Source organism: Pseudomonas gebzensis, from assembly GCF_034427815.1.
Classification (GTDB): domain Bacteria; phylum Pseudomonadota; class Gammaproteobacteria; order Pseudomonadales; family Pseudomonadaceae; genus Aquipseudomonas.
In genome coordinates this window covers 246,418-263,553 of sequence record NZ_JAXQNS010000006.1, presented here as the reverse complement: position 1 = coordinate 263,553, position 17,136 = coordinate 246,418, and the positions used below count along the sequence as shown (strand labels likewise).

16 protein-coding genes and 1 pseudogene are annotated in these 17,136 nt (G+C 63.8%); 6 read left to right on the top strand and 11 right to left on the bottom strand.

Annotated elements, in window-relative coordinates; all coding sequences use genetic code 11:
* The first annotated feature begins 4 nt into the window (after positions 1-4).
* The 3 genes from SJI00_RS13865 to SJI00_RS13855 all read left to right on the top strand — a co-directional run bounded on the left by SJI00_RS13865 (position 5) and on the right by SJI00_RS13855 (position 1,526).
* Positions 5-358 carry an SH3 domain-containing protein gene (locus tag SJI00_RS13865; protein WP_322462281.1) on the top strand — a complete coding sequence of 118 codons (354 nt, stop codon included), beginning with the start codon at positions 5-7 and terminating at the stop codon, positions 356-358.
* A gap of 419 nt (positions 359-777) precedes the next feature.
* Entirely contained in the window at positions 778-975 is a 198-nt protein-coding gene (locus SJI00_RS13860; RefSeq protein WP_322462280.1) for a hypothetical protein, read from the top strand.
* A gap of 161 nt (positions 976-1,136) precedes the next feature.
* Complete coding sequence (locus SJI00_RS13855) at positions 1,137-1,526, top strand: nuclear transport factor 2 family protein (protein WP_322462279.1); 390 nt, start codon at positions 1,137-1,139, stop codon at positions 1,524-1,526.
* Positions 1,527-1,645: 119 nt separating this feature from the next.
* On the opposite strand, the gene SJI00_RS13850 is transcribed toward SJI00_RS13855, so the two are convergent.
* Complete coding sequence (locus SJI00_RS13850; RefSeq protein WP_322462278.1) at positions 1,646-2,044, bottom strand: VOC family protein; 399 nt, start codon at positions 2,042-2,044, stop codon at positions 1,646-1,648.
* A 155-nt stretch (positions 2,045-2,199) separates the two neighbouring features.
* On the opposite strand from SJI00_RS13850, the gene SJI00_RS13845 reads away from it, so the two are divergent.
* Entirely contained in the window at positions 2,200-4,419 is a 2,220-nt protein-coding gene (locus SJI00_RS13845) for a TonB-dependent siderophore receptor (protein WP_322462277.1), read from the top strand.
* A 135-nt stretch (positions 4,420-4,554) separates the two neighbouring features.
* On the opposite strand, the gene SJI00_RS13840 is transcribed toward SJI00_RS13845, so the two are convergent.
* Together SJI00_RS13840 and SJI00_RS13835 are read right to left on the bottom strand one after the other, a co-directional pair.
* On the bottom strand, positions 4,555-5,958 hold the full coding sequence (locus SJI00_RS13840; protein ID WP_322462370.1) for a GGDEF domain-containing protein: 1,404 nt from the start codon (positions 5,956-5,958) through the stop codon (positions 4,555-4,557).
* 438 nt (positions 5,959-6,396) lie between these two features.
* A complete protein-coding gene (locus SJI00_RS13835) occupies positions 6,397-8,226 on the bottom strand; it encodes an SLC13 family permease (protein WP_322462276.1) in 1,830 nt (609 codons plus the stop codon).
* Positions 8,227-8,722: 496 nt separating this feature from the next.
* Between SJI00_RS13835 and SJI00_RS13830 the strand changes: the two genes are divergently transcribed.
* Positions 8,723-9,883, top strand: coding sequence for a GGDEF domain-containing protein (locus SJI00_RS13830; protein ID WP_322462275.1), 1,161 nt, complete (start codon positions 8,723-8,725; stop codon positions 9,881-9,883).
* A 12-nt stretch (positions 9,884-9,895) separates the two neighbouring features.
* Here SJI00_RS13830 and SJI00_RS13825 read toward each other — a convergent pair whose 3' ends face one another.
* A complete protein-coding gene (locus SJI00_RS13825) occupies positions 9,896-10,207 on the bottom strand; it encodes an RcnB family protein (RefSeq protein WP_322462274.1) in 312 nt (103 codons plus the stop codon).
* Positions 10,208-10,320: 113 nt separating this feature from the next.
* On the opposite strand from SJI00_RS13825, the gene SJI00_RS13820 reads away from it, so the two are divergent.
* Positions 10,321-10,671 carry a hypothetical protein gene (locus tag SJI00_RS13820; RefSeq protein ID WP_322462273.1) on the top strand — a complete coding sequence of 117 codons (351 nt, stop codon included), beginning with the start codon at positions 10,321-10,323 and terminating at the stop codon, positions 10,669-10,671.
* A gap of 131 nt (positions 10,672-10,802) precedes the next feature.
* Here SJI00_RS13820 and SJI00_RS13815 read toward each other — a convergent pair whose 3' ends face one another.
* The 7 genes and pseudogenes from SJI00_RS13815 to SJI00_RS13785 all read right to left on the bottom strand — a co-directional run.
* Positions 10,803-11,570, bottom strand: a complete 768-nt coding sequence (locus SJI00_RS13815; RefSeq protein ID WP_491630668.1) for an SDR family oxidoreductase — start codon at positions 11,568-11,570, stop codon at positions 10,803-10,805.
* A 133-nt stretch (positions 11,571-11,703) separates the two neighbouring features.
* Entirely contained in the window at positions 11,704-12,771 is a 1,068-nt protein-coding gene (locus SJI00_RS13810; protein WP_322462271.1) for a phosphotransferase family protein, read from the bottom strand.
* Positions 12,772-12,960: 189 nt separating this feature from the next.
* A complete protein-coding gene (locus SJI00_RS13805) occupies positions 12,961-13,278 on the bottom strand; it encodes an SCP2 sterol-binding domain-containing protein (RefSeq protein ID WP_312932919.1) in 318 nt (105 codons plus the stop codon).
* A 55-nt stretch (positions 13,279-13,333) separates the two neighbouring features.
* On the bottom strand, positions 13,334-14,047 hold the full coding sequence (locus tag SJI00_RS13800; protein ID WP_322462270.1) for a histidine phosphatase family protein: 714 nt from the start codon (positions 14,045-14,047) through the stop codon (positions 13,334-13,336).
* A gap of 176 nt (positions 14,048-14,223) precedes the next feature.
* Positions 14,224-15,372 (bottom strand): ABC transporter ATP-binding protein, encoded by a 1,149-nt coding sequence (locus tag SJI00_RS13795; RefSeq protein WP_322462269.1) that lies wholly within the window; start codon positions 15,370-15,372, stop codon positions 14,224-14,226.
* A gap of 51 nt (positions 15,373-15,423) precedes the next feature.
* Positions 15,424-16,233, bottom strand: a complete 810-nt coding sequence (locus SJI00_RS13790; RefSeq protein WP_322462268.1) for an ABC transporter permease — start codon at positions 16,231-16,233, stop codon at positions 15,424-15,426.
* Between the two features lie 6 nt (positions 16,234-16,239).
* Positions 16,240-17,082 (bottom strand): annotated as a pseudogene (locus tag SJI00_RS13785) (ABC transporter permease); the annotation flags it as partial.
* Positions 17,083-17,136: the final 54 nt, after the last annotated feature.

Here is a 17,136-nt window from a genome sequence, read left to right as displayed (position 1 = left end):
GCGCATGAAAGCCGTCGTCATCACGCAATACCGCAGTGAATACCCCCAACCTATCCGCTTCACGGCCGGTGAACTACTGGCGGTGGGCCAGCGCTATGAAGGCCGCGAAGGCTGGCAGGACTGGTACCTGTGCACCAGCGCCGCGTGCATCCCCGGCTGGGTGCCCGAGCAGATCATCGAGATTCTTGGCGTAGGCCGTGGCCGTGCCCGCGAGCCTTACTGTGCCCACGAACTGGATGTCGATCCCGGCCAACTGATCGAGACGTTGCGCCCCCTCAATGGCTGGTACTGGTGCAGGCGCCTGAGCGATGACGAACTGGGCTGGCTTCCGGCCGAGGTGCTGCGCCTGCAGGACTGAGCGTTGCGGGCCATCTGATCTGCTTTTTTTTCGCCAACCTGACGCTGTAACCGTATCAGCCGCAGCGGGAAAATAGGCCCCGCCCAGTCACGCAGTACGGCCTGCACTGGGTCGGGGTCGCGCTGCTATCGCGGCGTTGCCAGCCGGGCCGTTCCGTTCAACGCACTGTAGAGGTTTCAATGGGCAAGCTCGCATGGTTCATCGGCGGTTTCTTGGTACTGGCCATCGGTATTGGCCTGTTGGGCACCATCCCGCCTCCTTGACCGCTAGCCGCATGGCCTGCCTTGCCCCTGGGCAGGCCGGTGCTAGGGTTTCACACATACAGTGCCAGTGTGGCCAGTCAAGGGTGATAGGTCATCACCTGTTCACAGTCGCTCCTGTACCCTGCGCAGCGTATTGCTTCAAGGGAGACACACAGCATGATGCACGCCACACGTGGTGCAGCCGCAATGGGGCAGTGGCGCACACAGTTTCTCGACCCCACCTTTTTCCATGAAGACGACTACGACCGCGCCCTGTTGCAGGCACAGGCGCTCGAGCAGGCGGGCGCGATCAGCACCCGCGAATGGAGAGAGCTGGTTCGTCAAGCCAACGCGGCGTTATTGAAGATCGACTGATCGTCGTAGGAAATTTGTCCACAGAAACCGTGAACAGGTCTGTGGATAACGCGCTGAATGCCTTGATGCTCAAGGCTTGGGGCGGATTGCACATATTTTGTACAAACTCGTTGCATCTCAGGGACCTGAGCACCTGAACACCCACCGAGGAAGTCCTTGAAATGCTGACGCTCGATGCCTCTGGTACGCCCGTCCTGACCGGCGCAATCGTCGCCCAGATCCTGATGCTGGAAGAGCGTCTGCTGACCCCTGCCACCCGACGCGATCCGCTCGCCCTGGCCGACCTGCTGGCCGAAGGCTTCTTCGAAATCGGCGCGTGGGGTGCGACCTGGGACCGCGCGGCGGTGCTGGCAGCACTGCCTGACGAAAACGCCGCCCTGCGCACCCTCAGCGATTTCAGGGTTCACCCCGTGAGCGCGGAGGTGGTTCTGGCCACTTATCACTGCCTCAAACAGGCTGATGGGGCAGCGACCCGGTCGCTGCGCAGCTCACTGTGGGTCTGGCGCGAGGGGGCCTGGCGTCTGGCCTTTCATCAAGGCACCGCGTTGTAGGGGGGCGGGCGGGGTGGCTGCACGGTGAGCGCACCCGCTCGGCACGCAGGTGATTCGCAACGCATACCGGTTCACTGAGCAAGCAGGTCAAAGCAGGTCGAGTTCGCGCCGGCGCCGTCCTACAGACCTGGAGAATGGACGAAGCACAGTTTATTGCCTTCCGGATCCCGACAGTACGCTGCATAGAACCCAGTGCCGTACTGCGGGCGCGGTCCTGGGGCGCCCTCATCGCTGCCGCCGTGGCACTGCGCGATACGCCAGGCCTCGTCCACCGCCTGCGGCGAACGGGCTGCAAAACTCACCTGGGTACCGTTGCCGGCGCTGGCTGTGTGCCCATTGAATGGCAACTGCACATAGAACTGCGGCCAGTCGCTTCCTGGCAACTGCCAGCCCGCGCCAGCCGGGCCCTGGTCGTCAGTCTCGGGCACGCGTGTCAGGCCAAGGCAGGCGAGCACCGGCTCATAGAAGGCGATCATGCGTGGCAGATCCCGGGCGCCGAGCTGGATATGGCTGAACATGGGTGGGTCTCCAGAACCATGAGTGTGGGCAGTGATGCTGCAGTGCGGTGAACGCGGCAGGCAAGCGGGGCAAACGCAATTTATTTCCATATGCGCATGATTCTCATGTAGATTCTCGACCTTTGGAGTCTTCATGCACAAGGAGTCAGCCCGCAATGCCCCCGTCCCTCTACCGTTCCCTGTCACTCAGCGTCGGCCTGTGCGCGTCAATCTTCAGTCCACTGTCGCTGGCCGAAGCTGAAGAAAAACCTGAAAAGCGTGTGATCGAGCTCGATTCAACCGAGGTGACGGCCACCGGCCTGGGCAGCACCACTGAACACAGTGGGTCCTACACCACCGGGAACATGAGCGCTGCCACGCGTTTGAACCTTTCGGTCAAGGAAACGCCCCAGTCGGTCTCGGTCGTCACCCGTCAACAGCTCGACGATTTCAAGCTCAATACTTTGTCCGAAGCCATGGCGCAGGTCACGGGCGTCACCGTTCAGCGCAACGACTCGGAACGGCCCAGTTACTACTCGCGCGGCTATGCGATCAACAACTTCCAGATCGATGGGATGCTCAACACCTTTTCCGGGCTCAAGTCCGACTCGGACACCATCATCTACGACCGCATCGAGGTGGTGCGCGGCGCGACGGGCCTGACCACCGGGGCAGGCGACCCGTCCGGCACCATCGCCATGGTGCGCAAACGCCCGACCCATGAGCTTGCGGTCAAAAGCGGCGTCAGTGCTGGCAGCTATGACAACTACTACAGCTATCTGGACGTCGGTGGGCCCCTGGGTTGGGACGGGCGCTTGCGCGGCCGTACGGTGCTGGCCTACCGCGACAACAAGTCCTTCATGGACAAGTACGCCAGCCAACGTGAAGTGGCCTATGGCGTGCTTGAAGCCGACCTCACCGACAGTACGGTTCTGGCCGTGGGCTATGACTATCAGAACAAGCACGTGCAAGGGTCCTCATGGGGTACGGTGCCGTATTGGAATGCCGACGGTAGCAAAGCCAACCTGCCACGCTCGACCAACCTCAGCGCCCCTTGGTCGTCCTGGCCACTCAAGGACCAGACCGTGTTCGCCACGCTCGATCAGCGGCTGGACAATGACTGGCGCATGAAGGTGGCCTACACCCACCGCCAGACCGACAGCGATGGCAAGGTCTATTACGGCGGCAATGGTTTCCCCGAGGCCGACCGCAGCGGCATGAACGCCTGGTACTCGCATTTTGGTGGCGAAGAGAAGATGGACGCTGTCGATTTCAACCTCGCCGGGCCGTTCCAGCTGTTGGGTCGCAGCCATGACTTCATGGTCGGGTATGGTGAATCGGAGCGGCGCAACAGTGAGCCGTATCGCATCGGCCTGCCGGTGGCCGATGGTTATGAGGCGATTCCCGACTGGAAATACATGGGGGGTATCGCGAAGTTCTCTGACCTGGAAACGGGGCTCGACCGCGGGCGCTCCTACACGCGACAAAAAGCCGGTTACATCGCCACGCGCCTGAACCCCACCGACCGCCTGCACTTGGTGCTGGGCAGTCGCTATGGCAGTTGGGACACCGAGCGGCGCAACTGGACCTACGACGACGCCCTGGTGCGCAACGGCGAGACCCTCAGCAGACAGACGCAGAACGATCAATGGACGCCCTATGCTGGCGTGCTGTTCGACCTGACCGATGATTTCACGGCCTACGTGAGCTACGCCGACATCTTCAATCCGCAGTCGGTGGTCGACGTCAACAAACAGTACATCGAGCCCATCGTGGGCAAGGTCTACGAGCTGGGCCTCAAGGGCAGCCTGCTCGACGAGCGCCTGAACCTGAGCACTGCGGTGTTTCGCAGCAAGCAGGACAACGTGGCCGAAGTCGACGACTCGGTCCCGCCCGATGGTAATGAAGTGTTCTACACCAGCGGCGGCAAAGGCATTGTCGTCGAAGGTTTCGAGGCAGAGGTGGCGGGCGAGGTCATGACTGACTGGCAGATGAGCCTGGGTTACAGCTACACCCACGCTGCAACGGCCGAAAAGAAACGCAAAAGCACCGAACAACCCTTGAACCTGGTGCGCCTCTCCAGCACCTACCGCATGACCCCAGCCCTGACGGTGGGCGCGAGCCTTGACTGGCAGAGCGACAAATACCGCCTGGCCAACCGCCCCATCGGCCGCGACGCAGCCGGCGGCATCATCACTGCCCGGGAGAAGATGCGGCAAGAGGCATTCTCGGTGGTGGGCCTGATGGCGCGGTACCAGGTCGACGAGCACCTGGCAGCGTCACTCAACGTGAAGAACCTGTTCGATGAGCACTACTACAACAACGTTGGGTTCTACAACGGCGTCTACCACGGCGAGCCGCGGACCCTGATGGTCAGCCTCGACTGGACGCTGTGAGCTGAGCGGTCGATAGGGCGCGCTGGGCTGCGCCTGCCGGCAGTCGGTGCAGCACGTCGATCAGGACGGCTGCATCATGGCGTGTCGCAGGGAAATCGCCATGGCGCATCGAAACCCTGAAAATGGACCTGTCACTCAGACCACTTCGCGCTGCGCATGGCAATGCACCACACGATTTCGGCCCTGAGCCTTGGCCCGGTACAGCGCCTGGTCAGCCTGCGCCAGCAGGGCATCGAGGTCGCCAACGGTCGACGGCGCGCTGCGCCCGACCAGGCCGATGCTGACACTGATGCGCAGGGCCGGACCGTGCTCGTGCACGGTCAGCTCTTCGATCGCCCGACGCAGCCGTTCAGCCAGGAAGCTGGCAGCCTGCGGCGCCACGTTGGGCACCACGATGGCGAACTCCTCACCCCCCAGCCGACCGAACAATGCGCCCGGCCCCAATTGCTCCTGCACGGTGTGTGCGAACTGGCGCAGCACTTGATCGCCAACGGCGTGACCATGGCGATCGTTGATGGCCTTGAAGTGGTCGATGTCGAGCATCATCAGGGTCAGCGGCAAGCCAGCCTGGCGGCAGCTGTCCAGCAGGGCGCTGGCCTGGTGAGTGAACGCGCTGCGGCTGAGCGCGCCGGTCAGGTGATCGATGGCCGCCTGATGCTCCAGGCGTCTGAGCAGCTGGCGGTTGGCATGGCTGACGCAGGCCACGACCACTGGCCCGAGCACCAGCATGGCGATGCCCAGACGCGCTGACATCAGGGCGGTGACGGCCGTTTCGCTTTGCGGCAGGCTGAAGTGCATGACGTTGTGCGCGACCGCCACGATCAGCGTGGAGCCCACACCCAACGCCAGCAAAGAGAGGAGAAACGGCGAATAATTCAGCGCGCACCAGACCAGGGCGGCAATCGGGAAGGCGATGGCGCCGGGCCCGCCGACAGCCAGCCCAAGGCCCAGCGATCCCAGCAGCACCAACAGCGGCGCCGCGCCAATCGGCTGCCCGCCATTGCGCAGCAAACTGCGCGGCGAGGGCGCACTGAGCAGCACCGGCAACACCAGCACGCTGGTGGAGAACTGTTCGCTGAACCAGGCCAGCCAGGTCGCCCTGACCGATTCCTCGAACCACGGCGCGGCCACCAGGCAGGCCAGGCTCGCCGCCACCACGGCGGCGGCGGCGCTGGCGCCGAGCAGGCACAACACCCCATGCGGCGTGCGCAAGCGCCGGTCGCTGCGGGGCAGGCGGGCCATCAGCAGCCATAACGTGAGGATCACGCTGAGGTTGCACAGGTTGAACCACAGGGTCGGTTGCCATGCGCTGCCACAGGCAAGGTCGGCAAGCACCATACCCAGGTAAACCAGGCACCAGCCGACGGGGCTGGCGAGGCGCCGGTGGCGCAGCAGCAGGCCTGCCAGCACGGCGTTGACCGGCCAGAACAACGAGAGGGTGGCGCTGGGGCGGGCCAGGATGCCGGCCGCCGTGAGGACCAGTGTCAGGCTGAACAGGGCCAGGTAGACCCACAGACGCGACCGGGCTGAAAACACCATGAACATGGACCACATGCGCGGTAGAGAAGAAACGATGCGCCAGGTCGGGCCCGGCGGCATACGCGGGCAGTGTCTTTCAACCGAGTAATTGATGTCAAACGGATATCATTGCGCGGCGATTGGCGGCGTTTGCTCGCACGGCAGGGCACGAGCAGAGCCGGTCGGGGAGGGTCTGGAATGCGCCACGGGTGTAAACGGGCGGTAACGATCCAGCGATGCCTCACGCGTTGTCCGAACGGGATCTGCGCTCGTTCCTGTTGCGTTGAGAGACACGGCACCGCAAGGCCCGCCCCGCCTGGGCTGCACCGACTGGGCGTCTTGGCTGGGCGTACTCGCCGCAATGCTCATGTGCTCCAGTGCATTGCGCTTGCTCGCCGCGTTTCGCGGGGCCGCCACCGGCCTTGTCTGGCCTTCGCGCAGACACGGTTCAGGCAGACCCTAGAGCGGAAACACCCAAGGCACCATCATCACCGTCACCCCCATCACCAGCACCGTAAACGGCACGCCCACCCGCACGAAGTCCCCGAAACGATACTGCCCAGGCCCCAGCACCAAGGTGTTCACCGGCGAGGACACCGGCGTCATGAACGCGGCCGAGGCAGCCAGGGCCACGGTCATGGCGAACGGGTACGGCGACAGCCCCAGTTGGCTGGCCGTGCTGATGGCCACCGGCGCCATCAGCACGGCGGTCGCGGTGTTGGAGATGAACAGGCCAATCACCGCCGTCATGACGAACAAGCAGGCCAGCATACTGCGCGGCCCGGCATCGCCCAGCAGGTCGACCAGGCCGGTCACTGCCAGGTCGATGCCGCCGGTCTTCTGCAGCGCCAACGCGAACGGCAGCATGCCGACGATCAGCACCAGGCTCGGCCAGTGAATGGCGCGGTAGGCGCTGTTCATGTCGATGCAGCGGCCGGCACCCATCAATAGGCAGCCGATCAGCGCGGCTACCACGTTCGGCACCAGCCCGCTGACCATCAATGCCACCATCACCGCCAGGCTGGCCAAGGCCTGTGGCGCACGGCGCCGGGCCGGCGCCACCTGGTCGATCTCGGCAGGCAGGCTGAGCACGATGAAGTCATGGGGGTGGGTCTGCAGTTGGCGGATGGCCTTCCAGGGGCCGACCACCAGCAGGGTGTCGCCCATGCGCAACGATGTGTCCACCAACTGCTCCTCAATGGCGGCCTGTTCGCGGCGCAGGCCGACCACGTTGAGGCCGAAGCGGGTGCGGAAAGCCAGGCTGAGCAGGGTCTTGCCGATCAGGCTCGAGCCTGGCGGCAGCGACACCTCGGCCATGCCCAGTTCCTGGGACTGGTCGATGAAGTACGCGGCTTTGAAACGCATCGGTTCGAGCTGCATCGACTCGCACAAACTGCGCAGGCCGTCGCCCTTGCCGAACAGGTCAAGCAGCAGCACGTCGCCTTGATGCAGCACGGTCGCCGAATCTGCGTTGATCACCCGCGTGGTGAATTTATGCTGGCGCTCGATGCCGATCACATTGGCGCCGTGTGCGGTGCGCAGGGCCAGCTCGCCCAGCGAATGGCCGATCAGCGCAGAGTGCGCGCGGATACGCAGGCGCCGCTCGCGGCCGCTGAGTTTGTAGTCCTGTACCAAGTCGTGCAGGGTGGGGCGTGCTTCGACTCGACCCTCCTGGCGGCCCTCGCCGTTGAGCCAATGGCGGGTGAGCAGCATGTAGCCTACGCCCAGCACCAGCACCACCAAGCCGAACGGGGTAAAGCTGAAGAAGCCGAACCCTTGGCCGGCATGGCGTACCAGTTCGCTGTGCACCACCACATTCGGCGGTGTGGCGACCAGGCTGAGCATGCCGCTGATGAGGCCGGCGAAGCTCAGCGGCATCATCAGCCGGCTGGGTGATAGCCGAAGGCGCGCGGCGATGCTCAGCACGATGGGAATGAAGATCGCCACCACCCCGGTCGAACTCATCACCGAACCCAATCCGGCCACCGATACCATCAGCAGCAGCAACAGGCGCACCTCGCTGTGGCCGGCGGTCTCGCTCAGCCATTCACCGATGCGGTAGGCAATGCCTGTGCGCACCAGCCCTTCGCCAATGATGAACAGCGCAGCGATCAGCACCACATTGGGGTCGCTGAAGCCGGCCAGCGCCTGCTCGATGGTCAGCACGCCCGAGAGCGGTAGCGCGAGGATCACCAGCACCGCGACCACATCCATGCGCGGCCGGTTGCGGATGAACAGCACGATGACGATGGCCAGTAGGCCGAGGACCCACAGCAACGGGTAATTCATGGGACGGGTGATCCTCCAGGTGAGGTCGAACAAAGGCTGACATTTTGCCTAATGCCAGTCCGTCAGGTCATCGCGGCCGCTTCGAGGTCCATGGCGGCTGACCAGCGCTGCGGACCGACCGCGCCTACAGGGTTTTGCGCGAAACTTGACATCCCTGCGGCGCTATAGGGGCCGACTTGAGGCGCGATGGCCGGCGCTGCCGTCCTGACTCAGGCGACGCGAAGCGCCAGGAAAACGCGATTTCAGCCGTTGGGCTGGTGCGCAGCCGCAACGGATTTCAACTCGGTCTGATCGACGGGCAGTAGGCATTGTCCGTCATCACGCGCGCAGCCGCGTTGATGTACTGCACGGTTTTGCACTGACCGCTGTGCAACGACGGCTACGGGTGCCTCTGAGCTGCTGTTCTGTCCTGTTCGGTCATGGTGTTGTGCCGGACGCCCGGCCTAGACTCTTTCAAGGCCGCCAGGAAGACGGCCACCTGCCATCTGGTGAGCCCATGATTGCCCATACCCCCACCCTGTTTGGTGCAGTCGCGCTGGTCGCGACCATTCTTGCGTTCTGCTTGCTGCTGGTCGGCCGTTTCAATCGCCGTGACACCCTGCTGCTGACGGGCGTCGGCTTGCTGGTGCACGCTTTGGCGTACGTGTGTTACACGCTGTACGGCCATGCGCCGCTGCTGGTCAGCTATGCCTTGGGCAACAGCCTGCTCTCGCTGGCCGTGGCGTTCTACAGCGCCAGCCTGTTTCGTGTGCGAGAACAACCCGTACCGTGGCGGCGCATTTTCATGTTCCCGCCGCTGATGCTGGTCGGCCTGATGGCGCTGCTGGACACCGTCGAGCCGCGCATGTTGATGGCTTCGCTGGGGCTGATGGGGCAGTGCGGGTTGCTCTTGTACTGGGCGCAGCGCAAGGGGCAATGGCAGGGGCGGGCGCACTTGTTGCTGTCGATTGGCGCGGCCATCAGCCTGATCGGCCTGGGCATGCGGGTCATTGCCATCGCCAACGGCACTGCCGGAGAAATGCGCTATGACACCAGCAACCTAAAGCAGACGGTCTCGGTCGCGATTGGCACGGTGACGGTGATGATGTTTTCCATCGGGCTGGTGCTGATGGCCAAGGAGCGCACCGAGGCGCGCTTGCAGCAGTTGGCGCTCAGCGACGGGCTGACCGGCACGCTGAATCGCCGCGCCATCCTTGAGCGCTTCGAGCAGCGTGTGCAGCAGCATCAACGCGGCGCTCGCCCGCTGGCGGTGGCGATGATCGACATCGACCACTTCAAGCGCATCAATGACGTGCACGGCCATCAGGCCGGCGATGAGGTGCTGTGCCAGTGCGTGCGCACTTGGCAGCAACGTCTGCGCACAGGCGACAGCCTGGGGCGTTGGGGCGGGGAGGAATTTTTGCTGTTGCTGCCGGACACAGATCGGGCCGGTGCCCTGAGGCTGGTGAGCGAGCTGCGCCAGGGTCTGGCCAGCCAGCCGGCGCGGTTCGCCGGGAAGTCGATTGACCTGCGCTTCAGCGTGGGTTTGTGGTGCGGGGTGCCCGGGGAAGACGACACCACCGCGTCACTGCTGGCGCAGGCGGACGCGGCGTTGTATCAGGCCAAGGCCAGCGGCCGCGATGCAGTGCATCTGGTCGCGTTGGACGAGGTGGGCTGATGGCGTGACGAATTACTTAGCAGCTTGAATGGCTTCGATGGTGCCGTTGGTGATTTCGATCAGTACGTAGCGACCTTCAATCTCCACCCAATGCTTGCCTTCTCCAGGAGCGGTCAGGCCAAGGGCTTTCCAGTTCTTTACTGCCAGCTCTTCGCGCTTGTACTTATCGGAGGCTTTGTCACCGACTTCCAGTTTTTTGTCGTGGGTATCGGGCCCTTGGATACTTTCCTGGGTCGATTTGACGTCAGCTGCCTGGGCGACCATCGGCACGCCAGCCAGGGTGCCAGAGAACAGCAGAGCGCAGAGCAGAGTGTTGGCCTTCATACCGGTGTTCCTTGTCAGACATGTGTGCAAATTAGGACAGCTGGCTCAGATGACAATTCACTTTGCTGCGTAGGCAAATGCTAGAGTCGCGTTCTTTTTTTCGAGGAACGAACATGCGAGCACTACTGCCGATGGCCGCTGCGTTGCTGATGGTCGGCTGCGCCTCATCGACCATGGACGCCGCCCGCACCGGCCCCCCCAGCGCCCAGCTCGACTCGCGCAAGCCCGCCGAGCGGGTTGCCGAGTGTATTCAGTACAGCTGGCAGGACGAGGCCGTGTTTGGTGTCGATGCCAGCGGCTACAAGGATGCGCGCAAAGGCGGTGGGTTCACGGTATATACCCGCGAAGCGCAGGCGTTCGTCGACATCTACCCCAAAGGCGCCGGCACCCACGTCGATTTCTATGCGCAACAGCAGGACAGTACGGCGTTGCGGCGCAAGGCTGGGGCAGCGACCTGTCTGTGAGAAGCAATCAGCCCTGGGTCGGCTTCGCCGCCCATCGCGGCACTCCGGAGCGCCGGGCAGGCCGCTTCTACAGGGGCGCCTGGGTCTGATTGGCTGCGCCGGCCATCGCCACTGAAGTCGCTGTCTGGCCCTTACGCCAGATACCCCCCATCCACCGTCAGTGTCGCGCCCGTTGTATAGCTTGACGCTGCACTGGCCAGGTACAGCACCGCTGCGGCCATCTCGTCCGGTTCGGCCACGCGTTTGAGCGGGATCTGCTGCAGTGCGCTGTCGAGGATGGCTGGGTTTTTCACCAGCGCCGAGGCGAACTGGGTGTCGGTAAGGCCTGGCAGCAAGGCATTGCAGCGAATGCCGAAGGGCGCGCACTCCTTGGCGAAGGCCTGCGTCATGTTGATCACCGCCGCTTTGGTGACGGAATAGATGCCCTGGAAATGCCCCGGCGAGACGCCATTGATCGACGCTACGTTGATGATGCTGCCACCACCGTGCTCGCGCATCAGCTTGCCAGCCGCCACCGACATGAAGAAATAGCCGCGGATGTTCACGTCCACGGTCTTCTGGAATGCGCCTGGGTCGGTATCGAGAATGTTGCAGAACTGTGGATTGGTAGCGGCGTTGTTGACCAGGATGTCGAGCCGCCCGAAGCGTTCGCGGACCTGCGCGAAGGCCTGCTCGATCTGCGCCAGTTCGCCGATGTGGCAGGCCAGCGCAGTGGCCTGGCCGCCCGCGGCAACGATGGCATCGGCCACTTGCTGGCAGCCTTCGAGCTTGCGGCTGGTGACTACCACGTGGGCGCCTTGCTGAGCCAGCAGGTGGGCAATGGCGGCGCCAATGCCACGGCTGGCGCCGGACACCAGGGCGATTTTGCCGTCTAGGTCGAACAGTTGAGTCTTGGCCATGGTCGTCGTTACCTGATCAGTCAAAGGGGCGTGATGAAGACGCCGGTGCGGCAGCTCGCTTCTGATACCCGTGGGGCTGTGCTACCGGATTCGAACAGCGGCGTTTTGGTCATTGGGGTACCGGCCTGATTCTTCAGAGGGGGGAGCGGGCGATGATCTGCAGCGTCATCTGCTCCAGCAGGTGGTTCATCTGGATAAAGCTGGCAAAGCGTTTGTCCTGGGTCTGGCCGTGGAAGTAGCGGTAGTAGATCTGCTGGATGATCCCCGCCAGCCGGAACAGCCCATACACGTGATAGAAGTCGACGTTATCCAGTTGCAGCCCGCTGCGCTCTGCGTAGCGCTCGACGAATTGGCGGCGGCTGAGCATGCCTGGGGCGTTGCTCGGCTGCCGGCGCAGTTGCTGGATGGGCGCGGGGTCGGTGGCCTCGATCCAGTACGCCAAGCTGGTGCCCAGATCCATCAGTGGGTCACCCAGGGTCGCCATTTCCCAGTCCAGCACGCCGATGATGCGTGTGGGCTGGACGGGGTCGAGGATGACATTGTCCAGACGGTAATCGTTGTGCAGCAGGGCCGGGCGTGGATGGTCGGCAGGCTGATGCTCGCGCAGCCAGGTGATCACCTGCTCCCAGTGCGGCGCATCGGCGGTCAGGGCGTGGGCGTAACGGCTCGCCCAGCCTTCGATCTGGCGCTGCACGTAGCCGTCGGGCTTGCCCAGGTCGCCCAGGCCGCAGGCGTGGTAGTCGACCTGATGCAACTCGGCCAAGCGATCGATGAAGCTTTCGCACAGGGTTTGTGTTTGCGCAGGGCCCAGGCCCAGCGCCGGGGGCAGGTCGGCGCGCAGGATGATCCCTTCGACGCGCTGCATGAGGTAGAACTCACTGCCGATCAGCGCCGCGTCCGTGCAGTGCAGGTAGGCCTTGGGGCAGTAAGGGAAGCCGGCATTGAGCCGGTTGAGAATGCGAAATTCCCGGCCCATGTCATGGGCGCTCTTGGCCTTGTGGCCGAAAGGCGGGCGGCGCAGCACCAGTTCGCGGTCGGCGTAGCGCAGCAGGTACGTCAGGTTGGAGGCGCCCCCGGGGAACTGGCTGAGTTCAGGTGTGCCGGTCAGCCCAGGCAGGTGCGCCTTGAGATAGGCATCGATCACGGCGACATCGAAGGTTTCACCGCTGCGGACCTGGGTGGGGCGATCTGTAAGCGACATTGACGCTCCTTCTTCTGCGCTCGGCCAAGCATGATCCACTGTAATGAGCCCAAGGGTGGGCGACAAGCTTGCGAGGCGCTGGATAGCCCGGCGTGTTGGCACACGATCAGCGGATCTGATGCCCGTCCCGGGCGAAAAAAAACCGAAGCGCAGAGGCTTCGGTTTCAGGTGTCGGCGCTGGAACCCGAATCAGGACGGGAACAGTTCGCTGAGCTTCATCGACAGCATCATGTCGCCTTCGACGCGCAGCTTGCCGCCCATGAAGGCCTGCATGCCATCGGTCTCGCCGCTGACGATGCCCTTCAGGGTTTCGCTGTCCATGACCAAGGTGCAGTTGGCGTCAGGGTTTTCGCCCTCTTGCAGTTCGCAGGTGCCGTCCTTGATGACCAACGCGTAGTGCTTGTCTTCATCGGTGATGTTGAAGCCGTACACCAGGTCCAGGCCAGCGGCTGCGGCGGGGTTGAACTTCTCTTGCATCTTTTTCACGGCGTCGGCGACGGAAGTCATGGCGTTTTCCTTATCGGTGATGGGTAGCGGAGTACACGGGGATGAAAAGGTTGGGTCATCGGTAAGTGATGAGCTCCGGGACCTGCAACAGGCGCAGGTGGGCCTGGCTGTTGAACGTGCTCAGGCTGACCTGGCGGCCCTGGAATTTCAGGTGGCTGAGCGAGGTGTTGATGATCTGCCAGTTGAGCGTGAAGGCTTGGGCCGGGGTAATGCCGGTGACCACGTGAAGCAGGGCGGCGATGCTGCCCCCGGAGGTGAACACGGCGATGTTCTGGCCTTCCTCGGCTTGATCCAGCACGCGCTGCAGGGCCCGGCCCAGGCGCGCGGTGAAGGCGCTCCAGGTTTCCAGGCCATCGTCAGCGGCATGCTCGCCGTCATGCCAGCGCTGCACCATCAGGGCGAACAGCCGCTGAAACTCGCTGCGGTGTTCGCGGGCGTTGCGCATCACGTTCAGTGCCTCAGGCTCCTGGACCAGCAGCGCGGGCAGCAGGCTGCGGATCACGCCTTCGGCGTCGAATTCATTGAAATCAGGGTCGGTGTCTACGGTGGGGCTGGCGACGCCGTGGGCGTGCAGGGCCTCCAAGGCGAGGCGGGCGGTGTCTTGCTGACGGCGCAGGCTACCGGCGACGCAGCGGTCGAACCGCAGCCCCAGCTGGCCGAAATGCTCGCCCAGCGCATGGCTCTGGCGCGCGCCGAGGTCAGACAGCACGTCGTAGTCAGTGGCGCCAAAGGAAGCCTGGCCATGTCGGATCAGATAGAGGTTGCCCACGGGTCGCCTGCACGCATTGGGAGTGGTGCGAGGTTAGGATGCGCCCGGCGGGCTGTCAACGAGAAAGCATACAAGCGTTTGAAAAGGGCGTTTGAATGTTGCCGCAGGGCCCTCGCGTTCCTGCGTGTCAGCGCCTTGGCGCAGGCGCGTACCCATTGCAGGCACGCGCCGCAAGATCAGTGCGCCCCAGCCGATTTGCTCAAGTCGCTCTCGGCCCATTCGGTGTAGATGCACGCATCGCCTACCGCCCACCGCACCTTCACCGTGTCGCCCGGCTGCATCGACATGCCGGCCGCCGACAGCGCTTTGACCTTCAGCTCGGTGCCACCGGGGGTGATCACCTGGCAGGTCTGGCTTTCACCCAGGAACAACACTTCCCCGACCTTGGCGCTGACTTCGTTCCAGCCCGCCGGCAGTGGCTCGCGTGCGGCCTGCTCGGTGGTCATGGCCAGGGCTTTTTCCGGGCGCACCATGATCAACGCTTCCTGGCCTGGATTCAGGCCAGGCGTCAGGCGAATCGCTAGCGGCTGACCTTCAAAAGTGCCGCTGCCGTTGCCCTGGGCCTTGATGCGCAGGAAGTTGGAGTTGCCCAGGAACGAGGCGACGAAGGCGTTCGGCGGGTTCTGATAGAGGTCATAACCTGTGCCCAGACCGACGATCTTGCCGTGGCTGAAGATGGCGATGCGCTGTGACAAGCGCATCGCCTCTTCCTGGTCGTGGGTCACGTAGACGATGGTGATGCCCAGGCGCCGGTGCAACTGACGCAGCTCGTCCTGCAGGTCTTCACGCAGCTTTTTGTCCAGCGCGCCGAGCGGTTCATCCATCAGCAGGATGCGCGGCTCGTAGACCAGGGCGCGGGCGATGGCCACGCGCTGTTGCTGGCCACCGGACATCTGCGATGGCTTGCGGTGGGCGAACTGCTCCAGCTGCACCAGCTTGAGCATGGCGTCGACGCGTTTGGTGGTTTCCGTGGCGCTGAGCTTGCGGATGGCCAGGGGGAAGGCGATGTTGTCGCGCACGTTCAGGTGCGGGAACAGCGAGTAGCGTTGGAACACCATGCCGATGTCGCGCTTGTGCGGCGGCACCTGCACCAGGGACTTGCCGTCGACCAGAATCTCGCCGCTGCTGGGCGTCTCGAAGCCGGCCAGCATCGACAGCGTGGTCGACTTGCCCGAGCCGCTGGAGCCGAGGAAGGTGAGGAATTCGCCGTCCTGGATTTCCAGGTCGAGGTTGTCCACGGCGGTGAAATCGCCGTAGTGCTTGTTCAGGCCACGCAGGCTGACCAGGGTCTTGCCTTGCGGTTTGTCTTGGATCACTGCACTCATTGTTGTTTTCTCCGCAGGCTCATTTGTTCAGGCTCAGGCTCAGGCTCAGGCTCAGGCGTTGGCTTCGGTGCGCCGGCGCAAGGCGGCGGCAACGACCATGACCAGCAGCGACAGGCCAATCAGCAGCGTCGAGGCGACCGCGATGACGGGGCTGAGGTCCTGGCGCAGGGTGGTCCACATCTTCACCGGCAGCGTTTGCAGGTCGGGGCTGGCCATCATCACGCTGAGCACCACTTCGTCCCACGAGACGAGGAAGGCGAACAGGCCGCCGGCGATCATCCCCGGCCGAATGGCCGGGAAGGTCACCTTGTAGATCGCTTGCAGGCGCGAGGCCCCGCAGATCACAGCGGCGTCTTCGATCGACTGGTCGAACAGCTTCAGCGAGTTGATGATCGAGATGATGGTGAAGGGCAGGGCAACGATCACGTGGCTGACCACAAAGGCGAACAGCGTGCCGGTGTAGCCCAGTTTCAGGAACAGTGCATAGACCGCCACTGCGATGATCACCAGCGGCACGATCATCGGCATGGTGAACAGCCCGTAGAGCATTTCGCGGCCCGGGAAGCGCCCACGCACCAGGGCGAAGGCGGTTGGCAGGCCCAAGGCAACGGCAGCGATTGTGGTCAGCACCGCAACCTTGAGGCTGGCGAGCGCAGCGTCCATCCAGTCGGGGTTGGAGAAGAACTGTGCGTACCACTTCACGGTCCAGCCCGGTGGCGGGAACACCAGCCACTGCGAGGAGCCGAACGACAGCAGGATGATGAACACCACCGGCAGCAGCAGGAAAGCGGCGATGACGCCGGTGGTCACGTACAGGCCCGTACGCAGCGGGCGGCCCATGGCATTGGGAGACAGGAGCATGGCGGATTACCTCGGGTTGCCGACCGGGGATTCCGGCTGCAGCTTCAGGTACAGGTAGAAAAGCACCAGGGTGATCGCCACCAACAGTGCGGCGGCGGCACTGGCCAGGCCCCAGTTGAGGAACGACTGCACCTGCTGAATGATGAACTCCGGCAGCATCATGTTCTGCGCCCCGCCCAGCAGCGCCGGGGTGACGTAGTAACCGAGCGACATCACGAATACCATCAAGGCGCCCGAGAACAGCCCCGAGCGGCACAGCGGCAGGAACACCTTCCAGAAATTGGTCCAGGGGCTGGCGCCGCAGATCGAGCCCGCCTGCAGCACCATCGGGTCGATGGCGTGCATGGTCGCCTGCAGCGGCAGCACGATGAACGGAATCATGATGTAGCTCATGCCGATCACCACCCCAGTGAGGTTGTGCACCATTTCAATCGGGGTATCGATGATACCCATGGCCATCAACGCCTTGTTGATCACCCCCGAGCTCTGCAGCAGCACCAGCCAGGAGTAGGTCCGCGCCAGCAGGCTGGTCCACATCGACAGCAGCACGATGTTCAGCAGCCAGCGGCCCCAGCCCTTGGGCACCAGGGTGATCGCCCAGGCCAGCGGGAAGCCCAGCAGTACGCTGATCAGCGTCACCAGACCTGCCACCGAGAAGGTGTTGATCAACACCCGGGTATAGGCCGAGTTGGCGAACAGTTGCGCGTAGTTGCCCAGGCCCGGTTCCGGCTCCAGCACGCCGCGCAGCAGCAGGCCGATCAGCGGTGCGAAGAAGAACAGGCCGAGAAACAGCAGGGCCGGCAGCAGGTTGCGGCTGCCTTTCCAGCGTTGGCCCAGGCTCGGGCGCCGCACGACGGCGGCCCCGGTGCCCGGCCCTTGGGCGTTTTGCAAGGCGTTGATGGC